We start from the raw sequence: 25481 nt of genomic DNA, 5'->3' as shown, positions 1-25481 counted from the left end.
GAGTCAAGCTGGCGCAAGACGACTTGAGGGAGCCATTATTGGCGAGTTACGCGCATGCAGCAGCATGCCTCGGCAGAGAACAGTGATTTCTCATACCCATGCGCCTATCAATTTCGCCATCGGTCATGCATGATCGCGTCGACACGCCTCGCCTATGCCGAGATCATGCAACTTCGCGAACAGCGCTGGGATCAATGACCGCCGCCGGTGCCGAGGATCGCGGCGAGCAGCCGGCCTTCGAGCTCGGCAAGGTCGGGGTTACCATGCCGGCGCGGATGCGGATAGGGAATGGGAAGATCGAGCGCGATCCGCCCCTCGTCGAGCACGATGACTCGATCGGCGAGATGCACCGCTTCGCTGACATCGTGGGTGACGAGCACAGTGGTGAAACCGAGTTCGCGCCACACGCGATTGATGAGTTCCTGCATGCTGATCCGCGTCAGCGCATCGAGCGCGCCGAGCGGCTCATCGAGCGCCAGCACACCCGGCCGGCTCACCAGCGCCCGTGCCAGCGCCACACGCTGCCGCTGACCGCCGGAGAGCCGCGCCGGCCATTCGCCGGCCTTCTCGCCAAGCTGGACTTCGGCAAGCACGGCCTCAGTCGCCTTCAGCGCCGCCCGTCGGTCGATGCCGTCACCGAGCCCGACCACGACATTGTCGGCGACGCTGAGCCAGGGCAGCAACCGCGGCTCCTGGAAAACGATGCGCGCATTCGGGCTCGCCTGTGCGCCCTCGGCATCCTCGAAATGCAATTCGCCGGCGCTCGGCTCGTCAAGGCCCATCAGGATGCGCAGCAGCGTGCTCTTGCCGCAGCCGCTCTTGCCGATCACGGCAACGAACTGGCCGGCCGGAATATGCAGGTTGATGCCGCGCAACACGCGGTTGGTCCCAAAACTCTTTTCAAGCCCCGTCAGGCTGATCGCCGCCGCCCCCGCGGGGGCGATGCGTTTCGCCGCAGATTCATAGGCCGGCTCGTCGGCGGCAGCGTGAAAACGCTCATGCGCAATCGATGTCATGGCGTCTCTCCTATTTCTGATAGACCGGGTTCCAGGCGAGCGTCCGCTTCTCCAGCGCCCGGGCGATGACATCGGCAAGCTTGCCGAGCACGGCATAGATGACAAGGGCGAGCACGACGACGTCGGTCATCATGAATTCGCGAGCATTGTTGGCCATGTGACCGATGCCTGACGATGCAGCGATCGATTCCGATACGATCAGCGTCAGCCACATGATGCCCAGTGCATATCTCAAGCCGACGAAGATCGACGGCAGCGCGCCTGGAAAGATCACCTTGCGGAACAGCGTCCAATTGCCCATGCCATAGACCTTGCCCATCTCGATCAGGTCGCGATCGACATTGCGCACTCCATGATAGGTGTTGAGATAAACCGGGAAAAGCACGCCGAGCGAGGTCAAAAAGAGCTTCGATTCCTCGCCGATCCCGAACCACAGGATGACGAGCGGGATCATCGCCAGGTGCGGAATGGTGCGCAGCATCTGCAGTGTTGTATCGGTCAGCTGTTCGGAAATGCGCGACACGCCATTGGCAATGCCGAGCAGGAAACCGATCGAGCCGCCAACGAGAAGGCCGGCAAAGGCGCGGCCGGCGCTCACCAGCACGTCGTTCGGCAACTGGCCGGAAACCGTCGTCGACCAGAAGGCGAGGCCGACATCGGCCGGCGACGGCATGATGCGCGACGAGATCCAGCCGACAGAGGAGGCAAGCTGCCAGAAGGCCACGATCACCACCGGCACCAGGTAAGGCGTCAGCTTCTCCAGACCGGGCAACGGCAGGCGTAAACCCGCCTTCGCGGCCTTTTCGGAAGCGACAGACCGTACGAACGGAGTATCGAAAGTCGACATGCATTGTCCTCACGCTTTTCGGGAGCAGGATGCCGCAAGCCGCAAGCGGCTTGCGACGGTGTCACGCTCTGCGTCTTCGTCGAACTCAGGAACCGGAGACGACTTTCAGATTGCCGCCATGGCTGCCGCCGGCGAAAACCTGCTTGCGCCCGAACTCATTGTTGAAGCCCAGGCGCTGCTGCTCGCGGGTGATGCCGAGTTCGGGGAAAAGCAGCTCGGCGACGCGATAGGCCTCTTCGAGATGCGGATAGCCGGAACCGATCACCGTATCGATTCCGATCTCCTGATATTCGCGAAGGCGCGCGGCCACCGTCTTCGGTGACCCCACAAGCGCGGTGCCTGCACCAGCGCGCACCAGGCCGACGCCGGCCCAGAGGTTCGGCGAGACTTCGAGTTTATCGCGGCGCCCGCCATGAAGGGCGGCCATGCGTTTCTGGCCGACCGAGTCGGACTCGTGGACGAAGCGCTCCTGCGCCTCGCGAATCGTATCGTCGTCGAGATGGCGGATCAGCCGTTCGGCCGCCTCCCATGCCTCCTCATCGGTTTCGCGCACGATGAAGTGCAGGCGGATGCCGAAGCTCACCTCGCGACCGCGCTCGCCGGCGGCCTTGCGCACCTTGGCGACCTTTTCGGCTACCTGCGCCGGCGGCTCGCCCCAGGTCAGGTATTTGTCGACACGGCCGACGGAGAAATCGATGCCGGCATCCGATGAACCACCGAAATAAAGCGGCGGGCGCGGGTTCTGCACCGAAGGAAAGCCGAGGCGCGCATTGGTCGCCTTGATGTATTTGCCGTCGAAGCTTGCCGTTCCCTTTTCCAGCAATTCCTCGAAGACGGTGAAGAACTCCTCGGCATGGGCATAGCGCTCGTCATGCTCGAGATGGATGCCGTCGCCGGCAAGCTCCGCCGGGCTGCCGCCGACGACGATGTTGAGCAGCAGCCGGCCGTTGGAGATGCGGTCGAGCGTCGTCGCAAGACGCGCATAGTAGGCAGGAGACGCCGTGCCGGGGCGGATCGCCACCAGGAACTGCAGCTTCTCGGTCTTGGCGGCAAGAGCTGCCGCCGTCACGAAGGATTCTTCGCAGGCAACCCCAGTCGGCAGCAGCACGCCGGAATAGCCGAGCCGGTCGACGGCCTGGGCGATCTGCGTGAGATAACCGATCTCGGGCGCGCGGTTGAGCTCGGAGGAGCCGAGATAGGTGCCGTCGCCTGAGGTCGGGATGAACCAGAGGAAATTGATGGGATTTGAGGTGGTGGTCATGGAAGACGGTCCTTTGCTGCGAATTCGAAAATTAGCTCACGCGGTCGAGATGGCCCCCGGCAAGCGGCGACGCGCAAACCCGTCTGCCTGCGCAGCGCCGCCGCCGCACGGATGCTTGGGAGGATCGCGGTGGCGGCGGCAAGAAGGCCGGGTCCTGTCTGTGCGTGAGCATCTGAAATATTCCTGTCGATCGGATGGCTCCCTTCTCGGCATCCACCCACGGATCACTGGAATAGTGACATAGACCACCAATTAGATCGACAATATCAATTTTCTATTGTAATCCATTTTGGAGAATATTTTTCCGGATCGGCGACATGGAGGCCCACTCCATGTCGCCGCGCGAAAAATTTGGCCCCGGGCGAAAATCAGCTCGCCTTGGGACGCCAGACGATATCACCGGTCGTAAGCTTCTTCGGCAGGATGCCGAGCCCGTAGAACTCATCGGCGAGCGACTGCTGATAGGCGGCAGCGGCATCGGTGATGGTCGAGACGCTGCCGAGGTCGGCGCCCTTGCGCGTCAATGTCACGCGCGTCACCTCAACCGGCACGCCGGTGATCTCGGAAAGCTCCTTCACCGTCGCGTCGAGATTGCTTTGTGCCGACTTGCCGACCTTGGCAAGCTCGTCGATCACGTCGACGATCACCTGCCCGTTGGCGTCGGTGAAATCACGGTTGGCGAGGAAGAAACTGTAGGAGTCGACGATGCCTTCGGCGGTCGTCAGGATACGCGTCTCCGGATCGGCTTCGGCAATCGCCAGATAAGGATCCCAGATCGACCAGGCATCGATGCTACCATTCTTGAAGGCGGCGGCGGCATCCGGCGGCGAAAGGTCGAGCTGCTCGACATCTTCGGGCTTCAGGCCCGCCTTACGCAAAACCTTGACGGTTACGTTATGGGCGCTAGAGCCGCGCTTGAAGGCGACCTTCTTACCCTTGAGGTCCTCAAGCGTCTTGATCGGCGAATCCTTGCGCACGACGATGGCCGAGGCTGCCGGGCTACCCTTGTAGAGACCGACATAATAGAGCTGCCCGCCGGCCGCTTGGGCAAAGAGCGGCGGCACATCGCCGGTCGCGCCGAAATCGAGGGCGCCGGCGCCCAGTGCTTCGAGCAGCGGCGGGCCGGAGGTGAATTCCGACCAGCTGACGGTAATGCCGCGATCGGCAAGCCGCTTCTCAAGTGCGCTGCGACGCTTGGCGAGCGCCAACACGCCGTTCTTCTGCCAGCCGATACGGAACTCGCTGGCGGCAGCGCGTGCCGGCCTGACAGCTGGCAGGATTGCCGTGGCCGCGGCTGCTGCGAAAAGCCCGAGAGTTTGTCGACGTGAAATCATGACTTTCCCCTTTTTGATGGCGCCGAGCCTGTTTTCGGCTGGTCGACCTTTCAGCGATGAGTGTCATGATGATGAAATCTATAATTTATATCGACAATTTTATTTGCAAGATTCGGCCATTGCTGAAATTTTGCGGCCCGGATATCGCGGTTAAGCGGATTTTTTTCGCGCGTCCGCTTTGCCGGCTGCTATTCCACCCCGTCCCAGCCTTCGGCGGCCAGACGCTCACGGATGAAGGTTGGGCCGCCGGCAAGGCGCTTGGCAAGCAGGCTTGCGGGATCGACCATGCGCCAATAGGGCGTGAGCGTCGAAACCGGTTCGTCCTTTTCCAGCGCACCGAAGGACAGTTCGGCGATCGCACGCAAATGCCGCTGCACGGTCACCGGGCAACAGGCATCCGCCCCGTATTGGACAGCGAGACGGCGGCGGAGGACGCCGATGTCGGTAAGCACACCTTCCGGCGCTGATCGAATCTGCTCTACGACCATCTGCTGCGATGGAATGAGCATCGCCTGCGTTCCGCTGCGGCCTTTGCGCCGCGGCTTGATCGTCGGAATTTCGCTCATGTCACCCTCGGAACATAATGCCTTCTTCCCAATCTAGGGCTCGGCCGAACGGTGGCCAGCCTCCTATGCACCAATCGGAAACAAGTCCATCTTCACGGGCTTTTCTGCTCCCGCCGTTTCGGTTAATCCTCAAGCCTGCACTTGAGGAAAAGGATAGGACATATGGCTAAAGTCGCGTTCATCGGTCTCGGCGTCATGGGGTTTCCCATGGCAGGCCATCTGAAGACGAAGGGCGGCCACGATGTTACCGTCTACAATCGCACTGCCGAAAAAGCCGCCGCCTGGGCCGAGAAATTCTCCGGCAAATCCGCCCCTACCCCGGCAGAAGCTGCCACTGGGGCCGATTTCGTCTTCGTTTGCGTCGGCAATGACGGAGATCTCCGATCGGTGACATCGGGCGAGAACGGCGCCTTGCACGGTATGAAGCCAGGTTCGGTGCTGATCGACAACACCACCGCCAGCGCCGAGGTCGCCCGCGAACTTTATGCGGCGGCAAAGGAGCGAGGCGTCGATTTCATCGATGCTCCCGTCTCCGGCGGCCAGGCCGGCGCTGAAAACGGCGTCCTGACCGTCATGTGCGGCGGCGACGAAGCCGTCTTCGAACGCGCCAGGCCTGTGATCGACGCCTATGCCCGCATGGTCGGTCTGATGGGGCCGGCAGGCTCGGGCCAGCTGACCAAGATGGTCAACCAGATCTGCATCGCCGGCCTCGTCCAGGGGCTTGCCGAAGCGCTGCATTTCGGCAAGCGCGCCGGCCTCGATATCGAAAAGGTCGTCGAGGTGATCTCCAAGGGCGCAGCCGGCTCCTGGCAGATGGAAAACCGCCACAAGACCATGAACGCCGGCAAATATGATTTCGGCTTTGCGGTCGACTGGATGCGCAAGGATCTCGGCATCGTGCTCACCGAAGCTCGCCGCAACGGCGCCAAGCTGCCTGTCACCGCCGTCGTCGACCAGTTTTATGGCGACGTTCAGGCGATGGGCGGCAATCGCTGGGACACATCCTCGCTGCTCGCCCGCCTCGAGAAATGATCGGCCCCTCCTCCGATGCGGCCGGATTGATCGCGCATCTCGAAACGCTGCGCTCGGAGGAGAATATCGCCGCCATGGCGCGCTTTGGTATCGTCACCGGCCGCGCCCTTGGTATCTCCAATCCCGATATCAGGGCGGTCGCCAGACTGGCGAAGAAGGATCACGTCAGGGCGATGCAGCTCTGGCGAAGCGATATCCGCGAAGCCCGCCTGATCGCCCTCTACACCGCCGAGCCGAAACGCTTGACGATGGAAGAGGCTCAAAATTGGGCCAATGATTTCGACTCATGGGAAATCGTCGACTGCGCCGCCGATCTCTTCGTCGAGGCTCGGCTGGATGACCTCGTCCGGGACTTCGCAGACGACGAGCGCGAATTCGTCCGACGCACCGCCTTCGCCATGATATCAGGTGCCGCCGTCCATCGAAAGAAGGAGCCCGATGCGGCCATCCTTGCCTGGTTGCCGCTGATCGAGGTCCATTCCGGCGATCCGCGAAACTTCGTGCGCAAGGCGGTGAATTGGGCGCTGCGCAGCATCGGCAAGCGTAATCTCGCCTGCCATGCGCCGGCGTTGGCGCTCGCAACGACCCTGGCGGAGAGCTCTGATAAGACCGCCCGCTGGATCGGCAAGGATGCCGTCAGGGAATTGGCCGGCGAAAAGCTGCTGGCGCGGCTGAAATAAGGCAGAGGCCGGCTCCAAGGTGCCGCGCCTCTTCGTCAATGCTGCCTGGATTTCTCGACCAGGAAATCGATCAGCACGCGGACTGCCGGCGGCATGCCCTTGGCGGTCGTGAAGACGATGTAGAACTGGCTCTCCTCCGACTGCCATTCCGGCAGCACCCGCACCAGTTTGCCCGCCCGGAGATCGGCCTCGCAGGCACTCTCGAGCAAAAGCCCGAAGCCGAGGCCGGCACGGGCCGCGTCGAGGATGGCTGTCATGCTGCGGCAGGTGAGCCGCGGCTGATGCCGAATCACTCGTTTGACGTCATTTGGACCGATCAATTCCCAGGTATGGAACGACACCCATGACGTCATCGCCAACGTCGGCAGATCGGCGAGATCATCCACACCATTCAAGCTACCGGTACGCTCGACGAGCGCGGGACTTGCCACCAGGATACGCCTGATACGGTCGAGCTTGCGCATCGTCAGGCTCGTCTGCGTCTCCGGCTCGTTGGTCGCCCTCACCTCAAGGTCGATCCGTTCGTTGATGAGGTCGGCGCGCCGGTCGGAGCCGATGATCTGCAGCTTGATCTTCGGATAACGTTCCAGGAATTCGGGCAGGATCCCCCCGACCGAAATGTCGACGAGACCGAGCGGACAGGCCATCCGCACCACACCTTGCGGGTCGGACTGAGCCTCGCTGACGAGCGATTTGGCGCGATCGGCCTCCTGCAGGATGGTCTGGCATCTTTCGTAGAAAGCTTGGCCGATCTCTGTCACCCGGAAGTGACGGGTCGAGCGTTCTATAAGCCTTGCGCCAAGACCGTCCTCAAGCCGGCTGACCCGCCTGCTCAGTTTCGAACGCGGTATCTTGAGATCGCGACTTGCAGAAGCAAAACCGCCGCTGGAGACGACAGCGGCGAAATAATAATAATCGTTGAGATCATCCATAAGCACAAGCTATCCGAGAGTAGGAATGAAGGCCAGCCCCTGCAAAAGTTGTACCCTCTCTCCAAAAAAGCTGTGATCACATTGTCGGCATTGGACTTTCTTTTCACGACATGTTGCGGCAAAGCCAACCAACGCCGAGCAGGACAGCAATCGACAGCCGTTCTGTGCGGTATTTCTATCGGCTGAACCAGCTCATTTCAAAAATTGGAAAAACGGGGGCCTCGGGAAACAAGGCTGGCAGGATGCCGACCTGCGATACGCAACGCGCCGGTTCGGCTCACCTGAAAGGCCATCGTGATCGACGGCGTTGAAGACTGCACGCCAAAAACAATGCAAGGACGGTCCGGCAGGGAAGACCGGACACGTCCCCGTAGCTGATCGGAGGTCACTCGGATCAGAAACTGATTTAAGTGCTCCCGGTCCGAAGACCGGGAGCATCCACCAAGTGGATTAGAACGAACGCTGCAGACGGAAGTAGCCCGTCGTGGAGTCGTCGCCATCATCCGGATCGAGGTACTGAACCGAAGCCTTGGCGTAGAAGTTGTCGACGATCTGGTAATCAACCGTCAGACCGACCTTCCATGCATCGCCGAGACCGTCGAAGTCATCCGGAACAACCTTGGAACCGCCAAAGTAGTTGCCGTAGTACTGAACGGCCGGGGTGATCTTGAGCTTGTCGGTTGCCTTGATTGCGTATTCGGCAGCAACAGCCCATTCAGCCGTCGAGTAGTAGGAGTTCGGGCCGGTGGAGTATACGCCGGCGAGGCCGAGCGTGCCGGGACCGATGTCAACCGTACCCATTGCACGGACAGCACCGTCTTCATTGTCGACGTCGTAGCCGGCAGTGATCTGGTAGCTGAACGCACCGGCAGTGCCGCCGAGACCAACAGCAACGCCAACGTTGTTGGCTTCTTCACCAACCTTGTAAACGCCATCTTCCAGTTCGTCGACGCTGATGCCGGCGTAGAAGGTGCCGCTTTCATACTGATAGCGGATGGAGTTGTGGAGCGTTACAACCGAACCGATGTCGTCGGTTTCGCCGGAGAGACCATCGTCCCACCAGCTGTAGAAGAGACCGGCGCGGAAGCCCGCGACGTCGAGGTAAGCGGAGTCGAGAATAGCTTCCTGATCGGTGGCGTTGTCAGCATTGAACTGCATGACGATGACGCCGGTCAGCGGACCATACTCGGTGTCGCTCTTGGCCGTGAACTGAACCTGACCGCGGGTGACGGCATCCCAGTCCGAATCGCCGCCGACATCTTCGCCAACGTTGACCTGGAAACGGATGTAGCCTTCGATCTTGAGGCAGGTTTCGGTGCCCGGGATGTAGAAGTAGCCGGTGCCGTAAGCGTCGCAGACGCGAACATATTCAACCGGTTCCGGCTCAGCAGCAACAATAGCGTCAGCTGCAAGAACCGGCGTCGATGCAGCAAATGCTGCTGCTGATGCAAGCAAAACCATTCTGATGTTCATTTACCAATCCATTCCTTTGTCGATCGGGGCTGGCTTCCAATCGGGTAGTCGATTTGAAGCCGGCCCAGTTTGAACAGCCATCTCGGCGTGCGGATCGATCGAACCGCCAAACCGTCATCACATACAAGGCTTGATCAAGCAATTCTCGATACACGCCAGATGGGTTCCGTTGAGCAACTTTCCCTGGGGACGTGATTTTTATACAACAATTTCAATTATCTAGGAAGAAAACACACCAAACGGCTCCGCGACGGAAATCCTCCATCGCAAGCCGCAAACGCTACGCCCCATTTGTCAAATTCTCCACCGTTCGACCCCCGTCGAACACACTGGTGAAGCGCATAAACTCTACCGCCGGCTAATGAACACATACAAGGCAGCGGCTTAGAACATGGTGTTCTGAATTCGATACCAATGCGACGAAATAATGACATAACGCCCACTGATGAGATGGATAATAACTCCGCAATCCTTACCAGGCTATATATATTTTGCGGATTCCAGCACGATTTGGGCGTTTTTTGCTATTTTTGGGGGTTTTGTGCAGTCCGAAGCCACATTGTCTTACTCTTAGCTCTTACCGAGCGAGTATACTTAAATGTGGCGGGGCCTGCCTCAAGCAGGCCGCAATCGGCGTGCGATCGAGCATGTCGCGTGCGGTCTCGGACCGCACGACTCGCTTTGTTGCAACTTATCGCTTTCCCACGCGATCGGCGATCGCGCCGGGAGACTCAATCCTCGTTGGACTTGGCATTCTCGAGAATCATGTAGTCGAGCGGCAGTTGCGTCGAATACTTGATCTGCTCCATCGCGAAGGCCGATGAGACGTCGCGAATCTCGATCTTGGCGATCATCCGCTTATAAAAGGCGTCATAGGCGGCGATATCGGGCACGACGACTCGCAGGAGATAGTCGACATCGCCGCTCATCCGGTAGAATTCGACCACTTCGGGGAATTCGGCGACCACCTCGGAAAAGCGCCGCAACCATTCGATCGAATGGGTGGCAGTGCGAATCGACACGAAGACGGTGACCTTGGTGTTGACCTTCTCCGGATCGAGGATGGCGACTCGGCGCTTGATGACGCCGTCTTCTTCCATCTTCTGGATGCGCCGCCAGCATGGCGTCGTCGAGAGCCCCACTTTCTTGGCGAGATCGGCAACGGCAAGAGTCGAATCTTCTTGCAGAAGACGCAGTATTTTTCGGTCAAGGCGGTCCATGCGCACAACAGTCCTTTCGAATTATTTTCTTTGTATAACTCGATTCCGCGCGACGAAAAGAATTTTGTTTCAGGAAAGCAGCTTTTTCGTCCGATCCTGCAAGACCGGGAGCAATTCTTTCTCGAACCAGGGATTGCGCTTCAGCCACCCGCTGTTACGCCAGCTCGGATGCGGCAGCGGCAGCACCGTCGGCGATCGGCCGGACAGAAGACAGTCACGCCACGCCCGCACCGTCTCGGTCATATTGCCCCGCTTTTCACCGGTCATATGCCAGGCCTGCGCATATTGGCCGATGACCAGCACCAGTTCGATCTGCGGCATGGCCGAGATCACTCTTTGCCGCCAGAACGGCGCGCATTCGCGCCGCGGCGGCAGATCGGCACCCTTATCGTCGTAGCCAGGAAAACAGAAGCCCATACCAACGATGGCGAATCGGTCGCAGTCGTAGAAGCTTGCCCTGTCAACGCCGAGCCATGACCGCAGCCGGTCGCCGGAAGCATCGTCGAACGGCAGGCCGCTCTCATGCACCCGAAGTCCCGGCGCCTGTCCGGCGATCAGGATGCGCGCGCTCGACGAAATCACCGCCACCGGCCGCGGCTCGTGCGGCAGCCGGTATTCGGGCCCCTTCGCCGGCGCGTCACGACAGATTCGGCAGGACGCGATCTCCCGCCGCAACGTCTCCAGCGTGGCTTCATCGTTCATGGCTTCACTCCCATCCGGCAATCTGCCCGATGAAGCGCAGGACGCCGTCGAAACCGGAACTGTGGCGCGCATGGTCGCGCACATCGCGCGGCCGCTCGAAGGTCCCGGCCCAGAGGCCCGCCTTCCGAGCCTTCGCCTCGGCCTCTTCTTTAGCATAACCGCCATAGGAGATGGCCATGCCCCGCCGCACCATGGCGGCATTGATGTCACCGTCCGCTTCGCTCCGGCAGACGACGAGCAGCCTGTCGTAGCGGTCGCGCCGGCTGCCCTGGCACAGCGTTCCGGATGCCAGCATCATGTCCTGCAGCGCCTCGCGCGCCGACCGGCCGCAGGCCCAAGCCTTCCCTGCCCGCTGGCAGCTCTGATTGAGTTCCGGCGCATCGATGCCTTCGAGGCGCAAACGTTCGGCTCCCAATGTCAGACTGTCACCGTCGGCCGCGTGGAAAGCACCCATATGCTCGATCTTTGCTGCGTCGTTGAGCTTGGCGGCGATCAGCGCCACGAGCACCAGCAGGGCAAAAGCGGTCACGCCGTCGCGAATCAGGCGCAGACCCCGTGTCACGCTTTTGCCTCCTTAAAAAACAAATCCTTGGCAAAGATGGCAAACATCTTCTTAAGAATTGCCGGTTAAGCTCTTATCCACCCTGGGATGAAGTTTCAACGTGCACATGAGTACCGGCGTAAGCACATCGACCGACAAGATCATCGTCGACAGGTCGCGCAGCCACCGCAACAAGGCCGTTTCCAAGGCCGTGCGGCAAACGCGCGAACGTCTTCAGTCCGGTCATGCGTCCAATTCCTCCTTCGACCGTGACGTGCTCAAGATGTATGTGACGTCGATGCTGCAGGGCGCGACGATCATGCCGCTGTTTGTTGTCATCATCACCGCGCTTGGCGTCTATTTCACCCAGAACACCCAATTGCTCTTCTGGGCGCTGCTGACGCTCACCTGTCACACCGGCAATATCCTGCTCGCACGGCGCGCGCGCCGGCAGGAAATCACCCCCGAGAGCGCCCGCAAATGGCGCCGCATGCTGCTGCTCGGCCAGTTCCTTCTCGGCTGCTGCTGGGCCGTCTTCGCCCTGCAGGGCTGCGACACTTGCGAGCCGTCGAGCTTCATTCTTTATAAGGGCGCCACGCTGCTGATCGCGCTCTCCGTCACGGCGATGTCGAACTTCATGCTGACGCCTGCCGTGCTCGCCGCCTTCTCGCCGGCGGTCCTGGCGCTCGCCGCCAAGAGCGGCCTGTCGCGCGACTTCCTCGAAATCAGCCTGACAGGGGTCTTCACCACCACCCTCGTCTTCTTCAACTATATCAGCGACCGGCTCTTCAAGTCGAACCTCAGGATCCTCTCCTACCAGTCGGAGAAGGACGACCTGATTGCCGAGCTGGAGGTGGCGAAATCGATGTCGGACGAGGCTCGTCGCCGCGCCGAAGAGGCGAACCTCGCCAAGTCCCGCTTCCTCGCCTCCATGTCGCACGAGCTGAGAACCCCTCTCAACGCCATCCTCGGCTTCTCCGAAGTGATGTCGGCCGAAGTCATGGGGCCGCTCGCCAATCCGACCTACAAGGAATATGCCGGCGATATCCACCGCTCCGGCCAGCATCTGCTCGATCTCATCAACGAGATTCTCGACCTGTCGCGCATCGAAGCCGGCAAATACGAGCTGAGCGAGGAGGCGATCTCGCTTCTCGATATCACCGAAGATTGCATCGGCATGGTCCAGCTGCGCGCCCGCGGCAAAAATATTGCCATTTCGGACCAGTTCGAGCGGCAGCTGCCGGCCATCTGGGCGGACGAGAAATCGATGCGCCAGGTGGTGCTCAATCTTCTCTCCAATGCCGTCAAATTCACGCCGCAGGGCGGCGAGATCCATGTCAAGGTCGGCTGGACGGCCGGCGGCGGGCAGTACATCTCGATCAAGGACAACGGCCCCGGCATTCCGGAAGAAGAGATCCCCGTCGTCCTGTCGGCTTTCGGCCAGGGCTCGATTGCCATCAAGAGCGCCGAACAGGGCACCGGTCTCGGCCTGCCGATCGTCCAGGCAATCCTTGCCAAGCATGACGGACAGTTCCTGCTGAAATCGAAGCTGCGCGAGGGCACCGAGGTCATTGCCATCCTGCCCGCCAAACGCGTGCTTCAGAGCCTGCCCGCCGTCGAGGAGGCCCAGGCCGTCGCGCGCAAGCGCAAGAGTTTTGCCTGAATCAACTAAAGAATAGGTGCTTGCCGAGAACGAAGCCGAGATAGAGGCAGCAGGCGGCGATCATGCAGCTTACCGCGAAAGAGCCGAGATCCTTGGCATGTTTGCCGACGATCGAAATCTCCGGCGAAATCCGGTCGATCACCTCTTCGACGGCGGTATTCATCGCCTCCATCGAAAAGAGTGCGAGAAACAGAAGCACCGCGACGACGATCTCGCCGACACTGGCACCAACGAGCGCCAGCGCTGCGATCGAAACGACGAAGAAACCAAGCTCCTGGCGGAAGGCCGCCTCTTTCAGCACGCGCAGGAAGCCCGCCCAGGAATAGCTGGCCGCGGCGAAAAAATGCCGAAATCCGGTCTCTTTCGTCACCGCAGGCTTCGTCAAGACGCCCTCTCCTCTTGCCGTTGCGTCACAGACCCGGGAAGGCTTGCTGTCTCCCCTTCGATGAGCGAATACGCAAATACCGAATCCCCTTGGGCGGCGCAAGCAGAGGCGGGCGGATCGGCCGCGCCGACCGCGGGATCGGCGGCACCGGTCGCGGCCTCAATGCTTGTTGGTCACACCCGCCTGGGCGAAGGTCGCCATGCCGGAATGGCAGGCGGCCGCCGCCTTGACGATACCGGCGGCGAGCGCCGCGCCGGTGCCTTCGCCGAGCCGCATGCCAAGCGCCAGAAGCGGCGTTTTGCCGAGCATCTCAATTGAGCGCAGATGTCCGGGCTCGCCGGAGACATGGCCGATCAGGCAATGATCCAACGCGGACGGATTGGCGGCCTTCAGGATCGCCGCCGCCGCGGTTGCGACATAACCGTCGATCAGCACGGGAATGCGCTCCATCCGGGCGGCAAGGATGGCGCCGGCGATCGCCGCGATCTCGCGGCCGCCGAGCCTGCGCATGATCTCCAGCGGATCATCGAGATGGTCGCGATGCAACGCCACCGCCTTTTCCACCGCCGCGATCTTGCGCTCCAGCATCTCGCCTTGCGAACCGGTGCCGGGTCCTACCCAGTCGCGTGCCGAACCGCCGTAAAGCGCGTAATTGATCGCCGCCGCAATCGTCGTATTGCCGATCCCCATCTCGCCGATGCAGAGCAGGTCGGTGCCGCCGGCGATCGCCTCCATGCCGAAGGCCATGGTCGCGGCGCAATCGCGCTCGGAAAGTGCAGCCTCTTCGGTGATATCGCCGGTGGGATAATCGAGCGCCAGATCGAAGACTTTCAGCCCGAGATCATAGGCGACGCAGATCTGGTTGATCGCAGCCCCCCCGGCGGCAAAATTCTCGACCATCTGCTGCGTCACCGCGGGCGGAAAGGGCGTGATGCCCTGTCTGGTGACGCCGTGATTGCCGGCAAAGATCGCCACCAGCGGCCGGTTGACGGCAGGTGTGCGGCCCGTCCAGGCGGCAAGCCAGAAGGCGATTTCCTCAAGCCGTCCAAGCGCGCCCGGCGGCTTGGTCAGCTGCGCGTCGCGTTCGCGCGCGGCCACCAGCGCGCGGGCATCCGGCCCCGGCAGGTCACGAAGCAGGGTACGGAAATCGTCGAACGGCAGGCCTGAAACGCTCATCTGTGCGGTTTTCCTATGAATCCGGTATTCTTGTCTTTTCCACGCAAATCAGCTTCCTTGCGGGTGGCAACTCTCTTAAAGCGGGCGGACGAGGCGAACAACTCCAAAAGCGCTGCCGCGACCATAAGCCGAAACCTCTGGCAGAACGAAGCAGAATGAAGATCAAGGACCATGCGGTCGATACCGCCCGCGCCGTCGCCTTCCTCAGCCGCATTCCGATGCCGCAGTCGCTGTTCAAAGGCTATGACGGCAGGCTCGGCCGGCTGGTGCGCGCCTTTCCCTTCGCCGGCCTGGTTATCGGCTTCGTCCCCGGGCTCGCCCTCCTCCTGCTTTTGGGGCTCAGCGCCGATCCGTTGATCGCGGCCCTGATCGCGCTTTCCGTCCAGGCCCTCGTCACCGGTGCGCTGCACGAGGACGGCCTGGCCGATACCGCCGATGGCATCGGCGGCGGCAAGAGCCGCGAACAGAGCCTCCTCATCATGAAGGACAGCCGGATCGGCACCTATGGCGCGATAGCATTGATCCTGTCTTTCGCCATCCGCGCAGCCGCGCTTGCCGCCATCGCCCGACATTCCTCGCCGCTCGCTGCCGCCCTTGCCATTCCGGCCGTCGCGGCGCTGAGCCGTGGCGCCATCGCCTGGCACTGGCAGCGGCTGGCACCGGCAAAGGCCGACGGCGTGGCCGCCTCGACCGGCCAGCCGGACGAGGCAGCGATGCAGTTTGCGCTCGCCGCAGCCGGCCTTATCGCAGCGCTTCTGATCTGGCCTGCCTTCGGCCTGAGGCCGCTGGTCGCAAGCCTGCTCGCCACCGGGATCGCAGGGCTTTCCTTCACCGTTTTCATCCGCCGCAAGCTTGCCGGCCACACCGGCGATACGCTCGGCGCAACCCAGCAAATTTGCGAGATCGCCACCCTTTGCGCTCTTGCCACCGCTCTTTGAAACTCCGATATATCGCTCATGCAAACACCCTGCATTCACGTCTGCTCCATGGACCCCTTTGCCGGATTTTGCGCCGGCTGCGGCCGGACTCTTCAGGAGATCGGCAGCTGGATGAACTACTCCGACGCCGAGCGAAAGCGGATCATGGCGCTGCTGCCGGCAAGGCTTGCAGGCATCGCCGCGGTGCCGAACGATATGGAAACAAGCCTCGCCAGTCGGCCGGAGCGGCCTTTATGATCCGTTTGACCGTCTTCCTCGTCGCGATCGGCATCGGCCTTGCCGTGCTGATCGTCAACAACGACAGCGGCCATATCCTCGGCCTGCAGAGCGATGACTTCGGCCGCGTCGTCTATCTGCTGCCGATCGCGCTGATGCTGTCGGCCGGCATCTGGGCGAGCCGGCGCAGCGTCGGCGAGACGATGCGCCAAATGATGATCTGGCTGGTCATCATCCTGGCGCTCGCGACCGTCTATCTCTATCGTCAGGAGGCGCTCGGCGTCGGCAACAGGCTGCTCGCCGGCCTCGTTCCCGGCCACGCCGTCGTCGTCACGACAAGCGAGGGCGGCCAGGAGATCATCCTGCACAAGCTGCTGAACGGCCATTTCGAAGCCGATGTCGCTGTCAACGGCCAGACGATCCAGATGCTCGTCGATACCGGCGCCAGCATGGTAGCGCTGTCGCGCGAAGATGCCGAGCGGATCGGCATCGACCTCTCCGGCCTCACCTATTCCATGACCGTCATGACCGCCAACGGCCGCGGCCGCGCAGCACCCGTCACGCTCGACCAGGTGGCGATCGGCCCGATCGTCCGCAACAATGTCGCGGCCAGCGTCGCCGAGGACGGCCGGCTCGACCAGAGCCTGCTCGGCATGAGCTTCCTGGAAACGCTGGGCTCGCTGCAGATGCAGACCGACGAACTGCGTATGCGCGATTGAGCCATTCAAAGTGTTGCAGCGTTCTTTGCGCGTCTGAAAAGAAGCGCTACGCAGGCTGAGGATGACTGTGCGATGCGGCTTTACGGCAGCGGTCGGATCTGTCAGCTTCAAGCGCAACAACAAGACCACAAAGAGCAAAAAGAAACTTCTAGTCTGGTGGCACCGCATGTTCGACCGGCCTTTGCCTTGGGCAAGGCTTTGATCCATGGGTGCGACAGGAGTTTCGCGATGAATTCACTTTGGCCGATCGTCATCGGCGGCGTTCTGCCCGCTTTCTTCTGGGGCATCACTGCCATCTTCCAGAAACAGAGCGCCACATCAGCCACCGGCTCCGCCGTCTATCTGATCGCCTTCGGCGCTGTCTGCGCGCTCGCCGGCCTGCTCGCCGCGCTGATCTGGCGCCCTGCCCCCTGGACCGCCGAGGGTCTCGGTTTTGCCGCCATCGCGGGCGCCTGCTTCGCCGTCGGCACCGGCCTCATCAGCTTTGCGCTTTTCGCTTATGGCGTCCCGGTTTCGAAACTCGCCCCGATCTGGAGCTGCAACGTCCTGGTGACGCTGGCAATCGGCGCCGTCTTTCTCGGCGAAACCTCCGAGGTCAGCATAATCAGGCTCGCCGCCGGTACCCTCCTGATCATCTCAGGCGCTCTGCTCGTCAGCAGCGCCTGAGATGAAGCGGGCGCAACACGCAGCAGGAAAAACAAGCCCGTCGTCCGCCAAATGCTCCTGCATTGCAGCGCGTTCTGCTTTGTTGATATCCTGCTTCAAGGCGCCTCCACGCGCCATACGGAGCCAACATGAACCCGCGACAATTGAAGACATTCCTTGCGGTGATCCGGCACGAAAATCTCACGCGCGCCGCCGCCGAGGTCAGTCTCGCTCAGTCGAGCCTCAGCGACCAGATACAGGCGCTGGAAGAGGAATTGGGCGCAGAGCTCTTTCACCGCTCCCGGCAGGGCGTCGTCCCGACACCGGCGGGCGCGGTCCTCAAGGCCTATGCCGAAGAGATATTGACGCTGAACGACGCGGCGAAGACCGCCGTCAGCGCTGCAGCCGGCAGCACTGGACAGTCCATCACCTTGGGTACGCTCGAAACCATCGCCGCCGAAAGGCTGGCACCGTGGCTGTCACTCTTTCGCAAGAAGAACCCAGACGTCGGCCTCAAGCTCAAGGTCGGCGGCAGCGGCGAATTGGTTGCGCAATTGCAGCAGGGCACGATTGACGTCGCCTTCACCTTCGATCGCGGGCATCAGGATGAACGCTTCTTGACGCGCCGCATCTGCAGCGAACCGCTGGTGTTGATTGCCGGCCGCGCTTCGCAAGCAGGGCCACCGGAAAGCCTCGCGGCACTGAGCGCAGTGCCTTTCGTCGCCACCGAAATCGGCTGCGTCTACCGTCACCTGTTCGAGACCGCTTTTGCCGACGCCGGCATCGCCACGCCACCGGTCGTCACTGAGGCCGACAGCATCGCGACGATCATCCGACTCGTTGCATCCGGCGCCGGTTACGGCCTTGTGCCACGCCTTGCGCTCGGTCAGGCGGCAACACGGGACGACGTCGTCGAACTGCCATGGCCGGGAAATCCAACTGCCGCTTCGCTGATCATGATGTGGCGCCGCCGGCGCGTTCAGCCGCCGGCGCTTTCTCTCTTGCTGGCATCAGCGTCCGAAAACCTTCAGCCCGTCAAACCAGCCGATGCCCGCCTTCGACGTGCAGGATAGTGCCTGTGGTGAAGCCGTTGCCGATCAGGAAGCGGATCGCATCGGCAATATCCCCAGGCCTGCCGACACGCCCGGCTGGCAGGCGTTGTGCCATGGCCTCAAGCGTCGCCTGCTTGGCGTCGCCGGCAACCAAGCTCCAAATCGGCGTGTCCACCCATCCCGGCGACACGGCGTTGATGCGGATCGGCGCCAGCTCGATCGCCAACGCCCTGACCAGGCCTTCGAGCGCAGCGTTAACGGCAGCGACGACCGATCCCCGCGCCGCCGGCCGATAGGCCGCAACGCCCGATGTATAAGTAATCGATCCTGATGGCGGCAGGAGGCGCGCACCGTATTTCGCCAGCAGCAACGGCCCATAGAACTTGCTCTCGACCACACGTTGTGCCGCCGCAAGTTCGATCGACGGCAGCAACTGGTAGGCGCCTTCGATGTCAGCAGCCGTGCTGACGATATGGTCAACGGGATCGCTATTGCGGAAAAGCGCCGCGACCTCTTCCTCCCGCGATATATCGACGGCAAGCGTCGCCAATCCAGGGTGATCGCCGAGATCGCGCCGCGCCGCCGCAAGCCTGTCGGCGCTACGTCCCGCGATCGTCACCGACGCTCCCTCCTCAAGTAGGCGTGCAGCAAGCGCCAGTCCCATGCCGGAACTGCCGCCAACAATAATGATATTCGCGCCTTCGATCCTGATATCCGTCATCTGCCGTCTCCTTCTTGGCTGACCAGCAGATGCCCCAGGCCAAAGCGGAAGAAAAACGGAAGAAATCGATAACATCATCGGAAAATCCGGTGATGTCATTCAGGAAAACGGTCAGTTGCGCAGCCGATACCCCGTCTTGAATATCCAGGCGAGCGTTCCCAGGCAGATGCCCAGGAAGACCGTGATCATCGCCAGGCTGATCGCCGGATTGACGTCGGCGATCCCGTAAAAGCTCCAGCGGAAACCGCTGACGAGATAGAGCACCGGGTTGAGGTGGCTGACCGCCTGCCAGAAAGGCGGCAGCATGCTGACCGAATAGAAGCTGCCGCCGAGGAAGGTGAGCGGCGGCACGACCAGCATGGGAATAAGGTTCAGCTGTTCGAAATTGCCGGCCCAGATGCCGATCATGAAGCCGAACAGGCTGAAGGTGATCGCCGTCAGCAGGAAGAACAGGATCATCATGAAGGGATGCTCGATCCTGACGTCGACGAAAAGATTGGCGGTCAGGAGGATAATGAAGCCGATAATCATTCCCTTGGTCGCCGCCGCCCCGACATAACCGAGCAGAATCTCGGTCATCGCCACCGGCGCCGAAAGCACCTCGTAGATCGTGCCGGTGAATTTCGGGAAATAGATGCCGAAGGAGCCGTTGCTGATGCACTGGCCGAGCAACGTCAGCATGATCAGGCCGGGGGTGATGAAGGCGCCGTAGGACACGCCCTCCACCTCCTGGATGCGCGAGCCGACCGCGGCGCCGAAGACGATGAAATAAAGAGATGTCGAGATCACGGGGGAGATGACGCTCTGCAACAGGGTGCGGCGCGTGCGCGCCATCTCGAAGAAATAGATCGATTTGACGGCTTCGACGTTCATTTGTCCGCTCCCACCAGCGCCACGAAGATGTCCTCAAGCGAGCTTTGCCGCGTCGAGAGATCCTTGAAATGGATATTGTTCTCGCCGAGCCGGGTCAGCAGTGCCGCAATACTTTCCTGCTCGTTGTCAGTGTCGAAATCATAAGTCAGCCGGTTGCCGTCAGCCTCCAGCGTCAATCCATTGCCGGCAAAACAATCCGGCAGCCGGTCGAGCCGTTCAGTGAGATCGAGGATGAGCTGCTTACGACCGAGCTTGGCCATCAGCGCCGCCTTGTCCTCGACGAGCAGCAGTTCGCCGCCGTTGATGACGCCGACGCGGTCGGCAATTTCCTCGGCCTCTTCGATATAATGCGTGGTCAGGATGATGGTGACGCCGGAGGCCCGAAGCTCTTCGACGACATGCCACATGTCCTTGCGCAGCGTCACGTCGACGCCGGCGGTCGGCTCGTCGAGGAAAAGAATATCCGGCTCATGCGAGAGAGCCTTGGCGATCAGCACTCGCCGCTTCATGCCGCCGGAGAGCTGGCGCAGCATATTGTCCTTCTTGTCCCAGAGCGAGAGTGCGCGCAGTACCCTCTCGATATGAGCAGGATTGGCTTTCTTGCCGTGCAGACCGCGCGAAAAGCTGACGGTATTGAACACCGTCTCGAACTGATCGGTGGTCAGTTCCTGCGGCACCAGCCCGATCATTCCGCGGGTGGCGCGAAAATCCTTCACGACATCGTGGCCGGCGACCAACACCCGGCCGCCGCTCGGATTGGCGATGCCGCAGATAATCGAGATCAGCGTCGTCTTGCCCGCGCCGTTTGGCCCGAGCAGCGCCAGGATCTCACCCTTTTCGACGTCGAGATTGATGCCCTTCAGGGCCTCGAACCCATTGGCGTAGGTCTTGGTGAGGTTCTGAACGGAAATGATGGGGGCCATGCGGAACTCTTGAGGATTCTCGGAAGTTACTCGGCCGCTATATAGTCCCTTTGTAACGCTTTAACATCCTTAAGCGGTGAACACTGCATTCGCGCACTGCTAACATAGCTGGCTCGCTAGCGTCGGCGCCCACTAACACAGGGCGCCCGCTGACATTGTCAATCCGCTGGCGCGGACAGCCCGCTGGTGGGGGGGTCTCGGCATCGGGCTTCGCGACGAACCGCCTCTTGCGAAAAGAAAGGCAGCGGCCGGGCTCAGATGTCATCATCCGGTGATATTCATGCCCGATAAGAGAGCCGAGGCCAGCACCGGCATCCGCCCCCGCCGCCCATCCCTTTGCGGAGCCGTCTCCGGGCGTTCTCGTTGCGCCCCTTTTTGGCTGCCTCGGCATGTAGTGAAAGTTATTGTTCAGTTACGAAGTGCTTGGAACCGGCCCGTATCCCCTGTCCAGCCGTGTTCGTCTTAAGCCGGCCCTGCGCCGGCTTTCTTTTTGTGGGTTATCCGTTGTTGCCCCTCGCTGGCGATCGGCGCATTCGGTCCTATCGTCGCTCGCCCTTACAACTCGTCATAAACAAACCAGTCGAAATCAGCAGTCTTCGCCCGGCCTGACGTATCGAAGGCAAATACGCCGGCGAATGCACCGGTGAAGGAGCCATGTTCGCCGCGTCCGCCCTCGTCGGAAATCACACCGGCGTCGAGGACCGGGCCGATCGGCTGCCATGCGCCCTTGCCTTCGGTCTGCCAGAAGAACTGCAGGTCGTTCTCGCGGATTTCCATGGCGAGCTGGACGCGGCCCTCGGCGGCAATCGAAACGCCGCTTTCGGCGGGAAAACTCAGCCGTCCGTTCGGGTAGTCGCCGTTGCAGGAGAGGATCGTCACGCAGCGGCCGAGTGTTTCGTGCAGCGTCACGGCAACGGCGTGGAACTTGTGCCGGTTGTAGTAATGCGTCAGCCCCGCCACCTGCTGATAGGTGTCGGGCGAGAACTCGATCACGGTCTCGGCGCGGAAACTGTGGTGTTCCTGCCGGCGGGCGATCAGCGACTGTTCGAACCAGGAACCGATGCTTTCGCGCGCAACCAGGCGCAAATGGCCGGGACGATCCGTCAGGTTGAAGATGCGCTCGGGCTGGGGCGTGCGCAGCCACTGAAAATCGGCAGGCAGCGTGCCGCCGTCGAAGCTGTATTCGCTGCGCATCGGCTTTTCCACAGGCGTCGCGCCGAAGAGACCGGGTACATCGACATCAGGTACGCTGGTGCCATTTTCGAGATAAAGCCAGTCATCGTCGCGCCAGACGCATTTCTGCAGGCTTGTCTCTCGCCCCAGTGTGCAGCGCCGCTTCGGCGGCAACGGCCGGCCGCAGAGATGGGTGTGGTAGGCTTCGCCATCGGGCGTCTCGACATACTGCCCGTGCCCTGCCCGCTGCAGCACCGCGCCCGGGTGGTCCTTGGAGGTGATCAGATGCATGTTCGGATGCATCTCATAGGGTCCGTCAATATCGCGCGACCGCGCCATGGTGACGGCGTGGTCGTAGCCGGTGCCGCCCTCGGCGGTCGTCAGATAATACCAGCCGTTGCGTTTGAAGAGATGCGGGCCTTCGACGAGGCCGAGCGGGCTGCCGGCGAAGATGTTCTTGATCGGCCCCTTCAACGCCTTTGTCGCCGGATCCCATTCCTGCAGCAGGATACCGTCGAAGGCCGGCGATTTCGGCGAGCCGCCGTAGCTTTCGGTGCGATGGTTCCATTGCATGTTGACGAACCACTTGCGGCCGTCATCGTCGTGAAACAGCGAGGGATCGAAGCCTGAGGAATTGACATAGACGGGGTCGGACCATTCGGCCTCGATCGAAGGTGCGGTGACGATGTAGTTCGGCGCGTCCTTGAAGCTGCCGTCGAAGCGCTTAACGTCGGTATAAACAAGCCAGAACTGCCCGTCGGCATAGGAAAGACACGGCGCCCAGATGCCGCAGCTATCGGGATTGCCGCGCATGTCGAGCTGCGACCTGCGTTCCAACGGCCGGCGCACCAGCGTCCAGTTTACCAGGTCGCGCGAATGGTGGATCTGCACGCCGGGATACCATTCGAAGGTCGAGGTGGCGATGTAATAATCCGCGCCGACGCGGCAGATCGACGGATCGGGGTTGAACCCCGGCAGGATGGGATTGCGGATCATGGACGGTCTCCTCCGAGCATCGGTGCTATTTGCTGCACGTACATCAGATCATAGCAGAAAAGAGCCCGGAAGAGTTTCCTCCCCGGGCCCGGCTTGATTTATGCGCGTTCGGCCGACTTGGCCCAGAGGTTGATGTCGGCCTCGCGGGCGTAGACGTCGATCTCGGCAAGTTCCTCTACGGCGAATTCGAGATTGTCGAGCGCCTTGACGCAATCGACGATCTGCGAGGAGCGGCTGGCGCCGATCAGCGCCGAGGTCACGCGGCCGCCGCGCAGCACCCAGGCGATCGCCATCTGCGCCAGCGTCTGGCCGCGCTTTTCGGCGATCCCGTTGAGCTTGCGGATATTGTCGATGATCGAAGGGCGGATGAAATCGCGCTTGAGGAAGTGGTTCTGCGCCGCGCGGCTGTCTTCCGGAATGCCGCCGAGATATTTCGTCGACAGCATGCCCTGGGCAAGCGGCGAGAAGACGATCGAACCCATGCCGACCTCATCCAGCGTATCGAGCAGCTTGTCGTCCTCGACCCAGCGATTGAGCATCGAATAGCTCGGCTGGTGGATCAGGCACGGCGTGCCGAGCTCCTGCAGAATCTTTGCGGCTTCGCGCGAGCGCTGCGAATTATAGGAGGAAATGCCGACATAGAGCGCCCGGCCGGAGCGGACGATATGGTCGAGCGCGCCGCAGGTCTCTTCCAGCGGCGTCTCCGGATCGAAGCGATGCGAATAGAAGATGTCTACATAGTCGAGGCCCATGCGCTTCAGGCTCTGGTCGCAGGAGGCGATCAGGTACTTTCGGCTGCCCCATTCGCCATAGGGTCCGGGCCACATGTCATAGCCGGCCTTCGACGAAATGATCAGCTCGTCACGAAGCCCGGCAAATTCGGTGCGCAGGATCTCGCCGAAGGCGGTCTCGGCGCTGCCGGGCGGCGGGCCGTAATTGTTGGCGAGGTCGAAATGGGTGATGCCGAGGTCGAAGGCCGTGCGGCACATATCGATCTTGCGGTCGTGCGACGTGTCGCCGCCGAAATTGTGCCAGAGGCCGAGCGAGACGGCCGGCAGCTTCAGGCCGGAACGGCCCGTGCGGTTATATTTCATTTTCGAATAGCGGTCTGCGGCTGGTTGCCAGCTCATGATCCCAATCCTTTAAAAGCAATTCCTGGAAAAGCATGCAGCCTTTTTCCCAGGAATCGCGCGTAACAAACGACCGAAGTAAAAAGGCGCGGGCTCATCGCCCGCGCCGACAATAGAGCTTCGCAGACCTACTTCAAGAGCGCCTGCGCTTCTTCGATACCGAGGGCGGCCGGCTGCGTGCAGGTTGTCGTCAGGTCGATGAAACGGCCCTCCTCGCCCGATTTCAGGATCGAGGTCATGACGTCGACGCCGTGCAGCGTGCGGTCGAGCGAGCAGCGCGCATCGCGCCCTTCGATCAGCGCCGACACCATGTCGGCAAGGCCGGCGGTGCGGTAGTTGGCGCGCGCGCCGTTCGGGTTTTCCTGGTTGATCTTGCCGAACGGATGCTCCCAAGCCTCCAGCGGCTTGATGTCCTTGTCGCGGCCGCTGGCCTCGACGACGCCGCCGAAGAAGTTCGGGTCCGGTACGTAGAGCGAGCCATCGGTGCCGTAGAGCTCCATATTGGCATGGCGGTGAGACCACACGTCCCAGCTCGCGGTCAGCGTCACCGTGGCGCCGTTGACGAATTCGAGCAGCGCCTGGATCGTCGTCGGCGTCTTGACGGGGATGATCTCGCCGTTGCGCGGCTCGCTGGTGATCGTGCGGGTCGGCGACGCCATCGAGGTCATGCCGCCGACGCGTTTCACCGGGCCGATCAGATTGATCAGATTGGCGATGTAATAAGGGCCGAGATCGAGGATCGGGCCACCGCCCGGCAGGAAGAAGAAATCCGGGTTCGGATGCCACATCTCCATGCCGGGGCTCATGACGTAACAGGCGCCCGAAGTCACCCGGCCGATGCCGCCGTCGTCGATGAACTTGCGGGCGAGTTGGTGGGCGCCGCCGAGGAAGGTGTCGGGCGCGCAGCCGACGGCAAGCTTCTTCTCCTTGGCGATGCGGCGAAGCTCCTCGCCCTCTTCGAGCGAAAGCACCAGCGGCTTTTCCGAGTAGACGTGTTTCCCAGCCTCGAGGATCGCCTTCGACACCCGGAAATGCGCATCCGGGATCGTCAGGTTGACGACGACGTCGATCTCGTCATTGGCAAGAAGCGCGTCGATCGTCTGCGCCTTGACGCCGTATTCCTTGGCGCGCGCCTCGGCGGCCTGCACGTTGATATCGGCGCAGGCCAGCACCTTCAGCCCCTTGAAGAGCGGTGCCAGTGAAAAGTAGGTGGTGGAGATGTTGCCGCATCCAATGATGCCGACGCCAAGTTCCCTGGTCATGATGT

General features: G+C 61.6%; 26 protein-coding genes. 8 read left to right on the top strand and 18 right to left on the bottom strand.

All coding sequences use genetic code 11. The features are described from left to right. Window positions 1-191 precede the first annotated feature (191 nt). The 5 genes from FHT69_RS05515 to FHT69_RS05495 all read right to left on the bottom strand — a co-directional run bounded on the left by FHT69_RS05515 (window position 192) and on the right by FHT69_RS05495 (window position 5024). Complete coding sequence (locus FHT69_RS05515) at window positions 192-1016, bottom strand: ATP-binding cassette domain-containing protein (RefSeq protein ID WP_097594306.1); 825 nt, start codon at window positions 1014-1016, stop codon at window positions 192-194. A gap of 10 nt (window positions 1017-1026) precedes the next feature. Continuing rightward, the gene (locus FHT69_RS05510) at window positions 1027-1863 is read right to left on the bottom strand and encodes an ABC transporter permease subunit (protein ID WP_047610188.1); all 837 of its coding nucleotides are present in this window, start codon (window positions 1861-1863) and stop codon (window positions 1027-1029) included. An 85-nt stretch (window positions 1864-1948) separates the two neighbouring features. Continuing rightward, window positions 1949-3124: an FMNH2-dependent alkanesulfonate monooxygenase gene (gene ssuD / locus FHT69_RS05505; protein WP_047610189.1), complete on the bottom strand. Its 1176-nt coding sequence runs from the start codon at window positions 3122-3124 to the stop codon at window positions 1949-1951. Between the two features lie 368 nt (window positions 3125-3492). Continuing rightward, window positions 3493-4458, bottom strand: coding sequence for an aliphatic sulfonate ABC transporter substrate-binding protein (locus FHT69_RS05500; RefSeq protein ID WP_097543686.1), 966 nt, complete (start codon window positions 4456-4458; stop codon window positions 3493-3495). Between the two features lie 188 nt (window positions 4459-4646). Then, window positions 4647-5024 carry a hypothetical protein gene (locus FHT69_RS05495; RefSeq protein ID WP_047610193.1) on the bottom strand — a complete coding sequence of 126 codons (378 nt, stop codon included), beginning with the start codon at window positions 5022-5024 and terminating at the stop codon, window positions 4647-4649. A gap of 162 nt (window positions 5025-5186) precedes the next feature. On the opposite strand from FHT69_RS05495, the gene FHT69_RS05490 reads away from it, so the two are divergent. Next, on the top strand, window positions 5187-6056 hold the full coding sequence (locus tag FHT69_RS05490) for an NAD(P)-dependent oxidoreductase (protein WP_183905062.1): 870 nt from the start codon (window positions 5187-5189) through the stop codon (window positions 6054-6056). Then, on the top strand, window positions 6053-6736 hold the full coding sequence (locus FHT69_RS05485; protein WP_183905061.1) for a DNA alkylation repair protein: 684 nt from the start codon (window positions 6053-6055) through the stop codon (window positions 6734-6736). The genes FHT69_RS05490 and FHT69_RS05485 overlap by 4 nt, the downstream gene beginning before the upstream one ends. A gap of 35 nt (window positions 6737-6771) precedes the next feature. Here FHT69_RS05485 and FHT69_RS05480 read toward each other — a convergent pair whose 3' ends face one another. The 5 genes from FHT69_RS05480 to FHT69_RS05460 all read right to left on the bottom strand — a co-directional run bounded on the left by FHT69_RS05480 (window position 6772) and on the right by FHT69_RS05460 (window position 11625). After that, a complete protein-coding gene (locus FHT69_RS05480; protein ID WP_047610198.1) occupies window positions 6772-7668 on the bottom strand; it encodes a LysR substrate-binding domain-containing protein in 897 nt (298 codons plus the stop codon). A 450-nt stretch (window positions 7669-8118) separates the two neighbouring features. Beyond that, the gene (locus FHT69_RS05475) at window positions 8119-9141 is read right to left on the bottom strand and encodes a porin (RefSeq protein ID WP_047610200.1); all 1023 of its coding nucleotides are present in this window, start codon (window positions 9139-9141) and stop codon (window positions 8119-8121) included. Window positions 9142-9872: 731 nt separating this feature from the next. Beyond that, window positions 9873-10361, bottom strand: a complete 489-nt coding sequence (locus tag FHT69_RS05470) for an Lrp/AsnC family transcriptional regulator (RefSeq protein ID WP_004678404.1) — start codon at window positions 10359-10361, stop codon at window positions 9873-9875. 69 nt (window positions 10362-10430) lie between these two features. Then, the gene (locus tag FHT69_RS05465) at window positions 10431-11063 is read right to left on the bottom strand and encodes a uracil-DNA glycosylase family protein (RefSeq protein ID WP_183905060.1); all 633 of its coding nucleotides are present in this window, start codon (window positions 11061-11063) and stop codon (window positions 10431-10433) included. 4 nt (window positions 11064-11067) lie between these two features. Then, window positions 11068-11625, bottom strand: a complete 558-nt coding sequence (locus FHT69_RS05460) for a thermonuclease family protein (RefSeq protein WP_047610206.1) — start codon at window positions 11623-11625, stop codon at window positions 11068-11070. Between the two features lie 106 nt (window positions 11626-11731). On the opposite strand from FHT69_RS05460, the gene FHT69_RS05455 reads away from it, so the two are divergent. Beyond that, window positions 11732-13267: a HAMP domain-containing sensor histidine kinase gene (locus FHT69_RS05455; protein WP_183905059.1), complete on the top strand. Its 1536-nt coding sequence runs from the start codon at window positions 11732-11734 to the stop codon at window positions 13265-13267. A 1-nt stretch (window position 13268) separates the two neighbouring features. On the opposite strand, the gene FHT69_RS05450 is transcribed toward FHT69_RS05455, so the two are convergent. Next, complete coding sequence (locus FHT69_RS05450; RefSeq protein WP_183905058.1) at window positions 13269-13652, bottom strand: diacylglycerol kinase; 384 nt, start codon at window positions 13650-13652, stop codon at window positions 13269-13271. Between the two features lie 159 nt (window positions 13653-13811). Further along, complete coding sequence (cobT, locus tag FHT69_RS05445) at window positions 13812-14828, bottom strand: nicotinate-nucleotide--dimethylbenzimidazole phosphoribosyltransferase (protein ID WP_183905057.1); 1017 nt, start codon at window positions 14826-14828, stop codon at window positions 13812-13814. A 155-nt stretch (window positions 14829-14983) separates the two neighbouring features. Between cobT and FHT69_RS05440 the strand changes: the two genes are divergently transcribed. The 5 genes from FHT69_RS05440 to FHT69_RS05420 all read left to right on the top strand — a co-directional run bounded on the left by FHT69_RS05440 (window position 14984) and on the right by FHT69_RS05420 (window position 18419). Further along, window positions 14984-15766 (top strand): adenosylcobinamide-GDP ribazoletransferase, encoded by a 783-nt coding sequence (locus FHT69_RS05440; protein WP_183905056.1) that lies wholly within the window; start codon window positions 14984-14986, stop codon window positions 15764-15766. 18 nt (window positions 15767-15784) lie between these two features. Beyond that, entirely contained in the window at window positions 15785-16003 is a 219-nt protein-coding gene (locus tag FHT69_RS05435) for a DUF1289 domain-containing protein (protein ID WP_183905055.1), read from the top strand. After that, a complete protein-coding gene (locus tag FHT69_RS05430) occupies window positions 16000-16701 on the top strand; it encodes a TIGR02281 family clan AA aspartic protease (RefSeq protein WP_183905054.1) in 702 nt (233 codons plus the stop codon). Before FHT69_RS05435 ends, FHT69_RS05430 begins: the two co-directional genes overlap by 4 nt. Before the next feature lie 228 nt (window positions 16702-16929). Next, entirely contained in the window at window positions 16930-17367 is a 438-nt protein-coding gene (locus FHT69_RS05425; RefSeq protein WP_183905053.1) for an EamA family transporter, read from the top strand. Between the two features lie 128 nt (window positions 17368-17495). Then, complete coding sequence (locus tag FHT69_RS05420) at window positions 17496-18419, top strand: LysR family transcriptional regulator (RefSeq protein ID WP_183905052.1); 924 nt, start codon at window positions 17496-17498, stop codon at window positions 18417-18419. On the opposite strand, the gene FHT69_RS05415 is transcribed toward FHT69_RS05420, so the two are convergent. The 6 genes from FHT69_RS05415 to FHT69_RS05390 form a co-directional block, all read right to left on the bottom strand. Then, window positions 18382-19119 carry an SDR family oxidoreductase gene (locus tag FHT69_RS05415; protein ID WP_183905051.1) on the bottom strand — a complete coding sequence of 246 codons (738 nt, stop codon included), beginning with the start codon at window positions 19117-19119 and terminating at the stop codon, window positions 18382-18384. The genes FHT69_RS05420 and FHT69_RS05415 overlap by 38 nt on opposite strands. Before the next feature lie 111 nt (window positions 19120-19230). Next, window positions 19231-19992 carry an ABC transporter permease gene (locus tag FHT69_RS05410; RefSeq protein WP_047610230.1) on the bottom strand — a complete coding sequence of 254 codons (762 nt, stop codon included), beginning with the start codon at window positions 19990-19992 and terminating at the stop codon, window positions 19231-19233. After that, entirely contained in the window at window positions 19989-20915 is a 927-nt protein-coding gene (locus FHT69_RS05405; protein WP_063475047.1) for an ABC transporter ATP-binding protein, read from the bottom strand. Before FHT69_RS05405 ends, FHT69_RS05410 begins: the two co-directional genes overlap by 4 nt. A 555-nt stretch (window positions 20916-21470) precedes the next feature. After that, window positions 21471-23084, bottom strand: a complete 1614-nt coding sequence (locus FHT69_RS05400) for a glycoside hydrolase family 43 protein (protein WP_183905050.1) — start codon at window positions 23082-23084, stop codon at window positions 21471-21473. 98 nt (window positions 23085-23182) lie between these two features. Further along, complete coding sequence (gene mgrA, locus FHT69_RS05395; RefSeq protein ID WP_183905049.1) at window positions 23183-24214, bottom strand: L-glyceraldehyde 3-phosphate reductase; 1032 nt, start codon at window positions 24212-24214, stop codon at window positions 23183-23185. 128 nt (window positions 24215-24342) lie between these two features. Continuing rightward, window positions 24343-25476 carry a Gfo/Idh/MocA family protein gene (locus FHT69_RS05390; protein ID WP_063475050.1) on the bottom strand — a complete coding sequence of 378 codons (1134 nt, stop codon included), beginning with the start codon at window positions 25474-25476 and terminating at the stop codon, window positions 24343-24345. Window positions 25477-25481 lie beyond the last annotated feature (5 nt).

It is taken from the genome of Rhizobium sp. BK008 (assembly GCF_014197345.1).
GTDB lineage: Bacteria > Pseudomonadota > Alphaproteobacteria > Rhizobiales > Rhizobiaceae > Rhizobium > Rhizobium anhuiense.
Note: the sequence above shows the minus strand (reverse complement) of the source record. Positions and strands in the feature narration are given on the sequence as shown.

What these genes read in the sequence shown, in the direction of transcription:
- FHT69_RS05515 (WP_097594306.1), bottom strand. Translation starts at nt 1,016, where the DNA reads ATGACATCGATTGCGCATGAGCGTTTTCACGCTGCCGCCGACGAGCCG.
- FHT69_RS05510 (WP_047610188.1), bottom strand. Translation starts at nt 1,863, where the DNA reads ATGTCGACTTTCGATACTCCGTTCGTACGGTCTGTCGCTTCCGAAAAG.
- ssuD (WP_047610189.1), bottom strand. Translation starts at nt 3,124, where the DNA reads ATGACCACCACCTCAAATCCCATCAATTTCCTCTGGTTCATCCCGACC.
- FHT69_RS05500 (WP_097543686.1), bottom strand. Translation starts at nt 4,458, where the DNA reads ATGATTTCACGTCGACAAACTCTCGGGCTTTTCGCAGCAGCCGCGGCC.
- FHT69_RS05495 (WP_047610193.1), bottom strand. Translation starts at nt 5,024, where the DNA reads ATGAGCGAAATTCCGACGATCAAGCCGCGGCGCAAAGGCCGCAGCGGA.
- FHT69_RS05490 (WP_183905062.1), top strand. Translation starts at nt 5,187, where the DNA reads ATGGCTAAAGTCGCGTTCATCGGTCTCGGCGTCATGGGGTTTCCCATG.
- FHT69_RS05485 (WP_183905061.1), top strand. Translation starts at nt 6,053, where the DNA reads ATGATCGGCCCCTCCTCCGATGCGGCCGGATTGATCGCGCATCTCGAA.
- FHT69_RS05480 (WP_047610198.1), bottom strand. Translation starts at nt 7,668, where the DNA reads ATGGATGATCTCAACGATTATTATTATTTCGCCGCTGTCGTCTCCAGC.
- FHT69_RS05475 (WP_047610200.1), bottom strand. Translation starts at nt 9,141, where the DNA reads ATGAACATCAGAATGGTTTTGCTTGCATCAGCAGCAGCATTTGCTGCA.
- FHT69_RS05470 (WP_004678404.1), bottom strand. Translation starts at nt 10,361, where the DNA reads ATGGACCGCCTTGACCGAAAAATACTGCGTCTTCTGCAAGAAGATTCG.
- FHT69_RS05465 (WP_183905060.1), bottom strand. Translation starts at nt 11,063, where the DNA reads ATGAACGATGAAGCCACGCTGGAGACGTTGCGGCGGGAGATCGCGTCC.
- FHT69_RS05455 (WP_183905059.1), top strand. Translation starts at nt 11,732, where the DNA reads ATGAGTACCGGCGTAAGCACATCGACCGACAAGATCATCGTCGACAGG.
- cobT (WP_183905057.1), bottom strand. Translation starts at nt 14,828, where the DNA reads ATGAGCGTTTCAGGCCTGCCGTTCGACGATTTCCGTACCCTGCTTCGT.
- FHT69_RS05440 (WP_183905056.1), top strand. Translation starts at nt 14,984, where the DNA reads ATGAAGATCAAGGACCATGCGGTCGATACCGCCCGCGCCGTCGCCTTC.
- FHT69_RS05435 (WP_183905055.1), top strand. Translation starts at nt 15,785, where the DNA reads ATGCAAACACCCTGCATTCACGTCTGCTCCATGGACCCCTTTGCCGGA.
- FHT69_RS05430 (WP_183905054.1), top strand. Translation starts at nt 16,000, where the DNA reads ATGATCCGTTTGACCGTCTTCCTCGTCGCGATCGGCATCGGCCTTGCC.
- FHT69_RS05425 (WP_183905053.1), top strand. Translation starts at nt 16,930, where the DNA reads ATGAATTCACTTTGGCCGATCGTCATCGGCGGCGTTCTGCCCGCTTTC.
- FHT69_RS05420 (WP_183905052.1), top strand. Translation starts at nt 17,496, where the DNA reads ATGAACCCGCGACAATTGAAGACATTCCTTGCGGTGATCCGGCACGAA.
- FHT69_RS05415 (WP_183905051.1), bottom strand. Translation starts at nt 19,119, where the DNA reads ATGACGGATATCAGGATCGAAGGCGCGAATATCATTATTGTTGGCGGC.
- FHT69_RS05410 (WP_047610230.1), bottom strand. Translation starts at nt 19,992, where the DNA reads ATGAACGTCGAAGCCGTCAAATCGATCTATTTCTTCGAGATGGCGCGC.
- FHT69_RS05405 (WP_063475047.1), bottom strand. Translation starts at nt 20,915, where the DNA reads ATGGCCCCCATCATTTCCGTTCAGAACCTCACCAAGACCTACGCCAAT.
- FHT69_RS05400 (WP_183905050.1), bottom strand. Translation starts at nt 23,084, where the DNA reads ATGATCCGCAATCCCATCCTGCCGGGGTTCAACCCCGATCCGTCGATC.
- mgrA (WP_183905049.1), bottom strand. Translation starts at nt 24,214, where the DNA reads ATGAGCTGGCAACCAGCCGCAGACCGCTATTCGAAAATGAAATATAAC.
- FHT69_RS05390 (WP_063475050.1), bottom strand. Translation starts at nt 25,476, where the DNA reads ATGACCAGGGAACTTGGCGTCGGCATCATTGGATGCGGCAACATCTCC.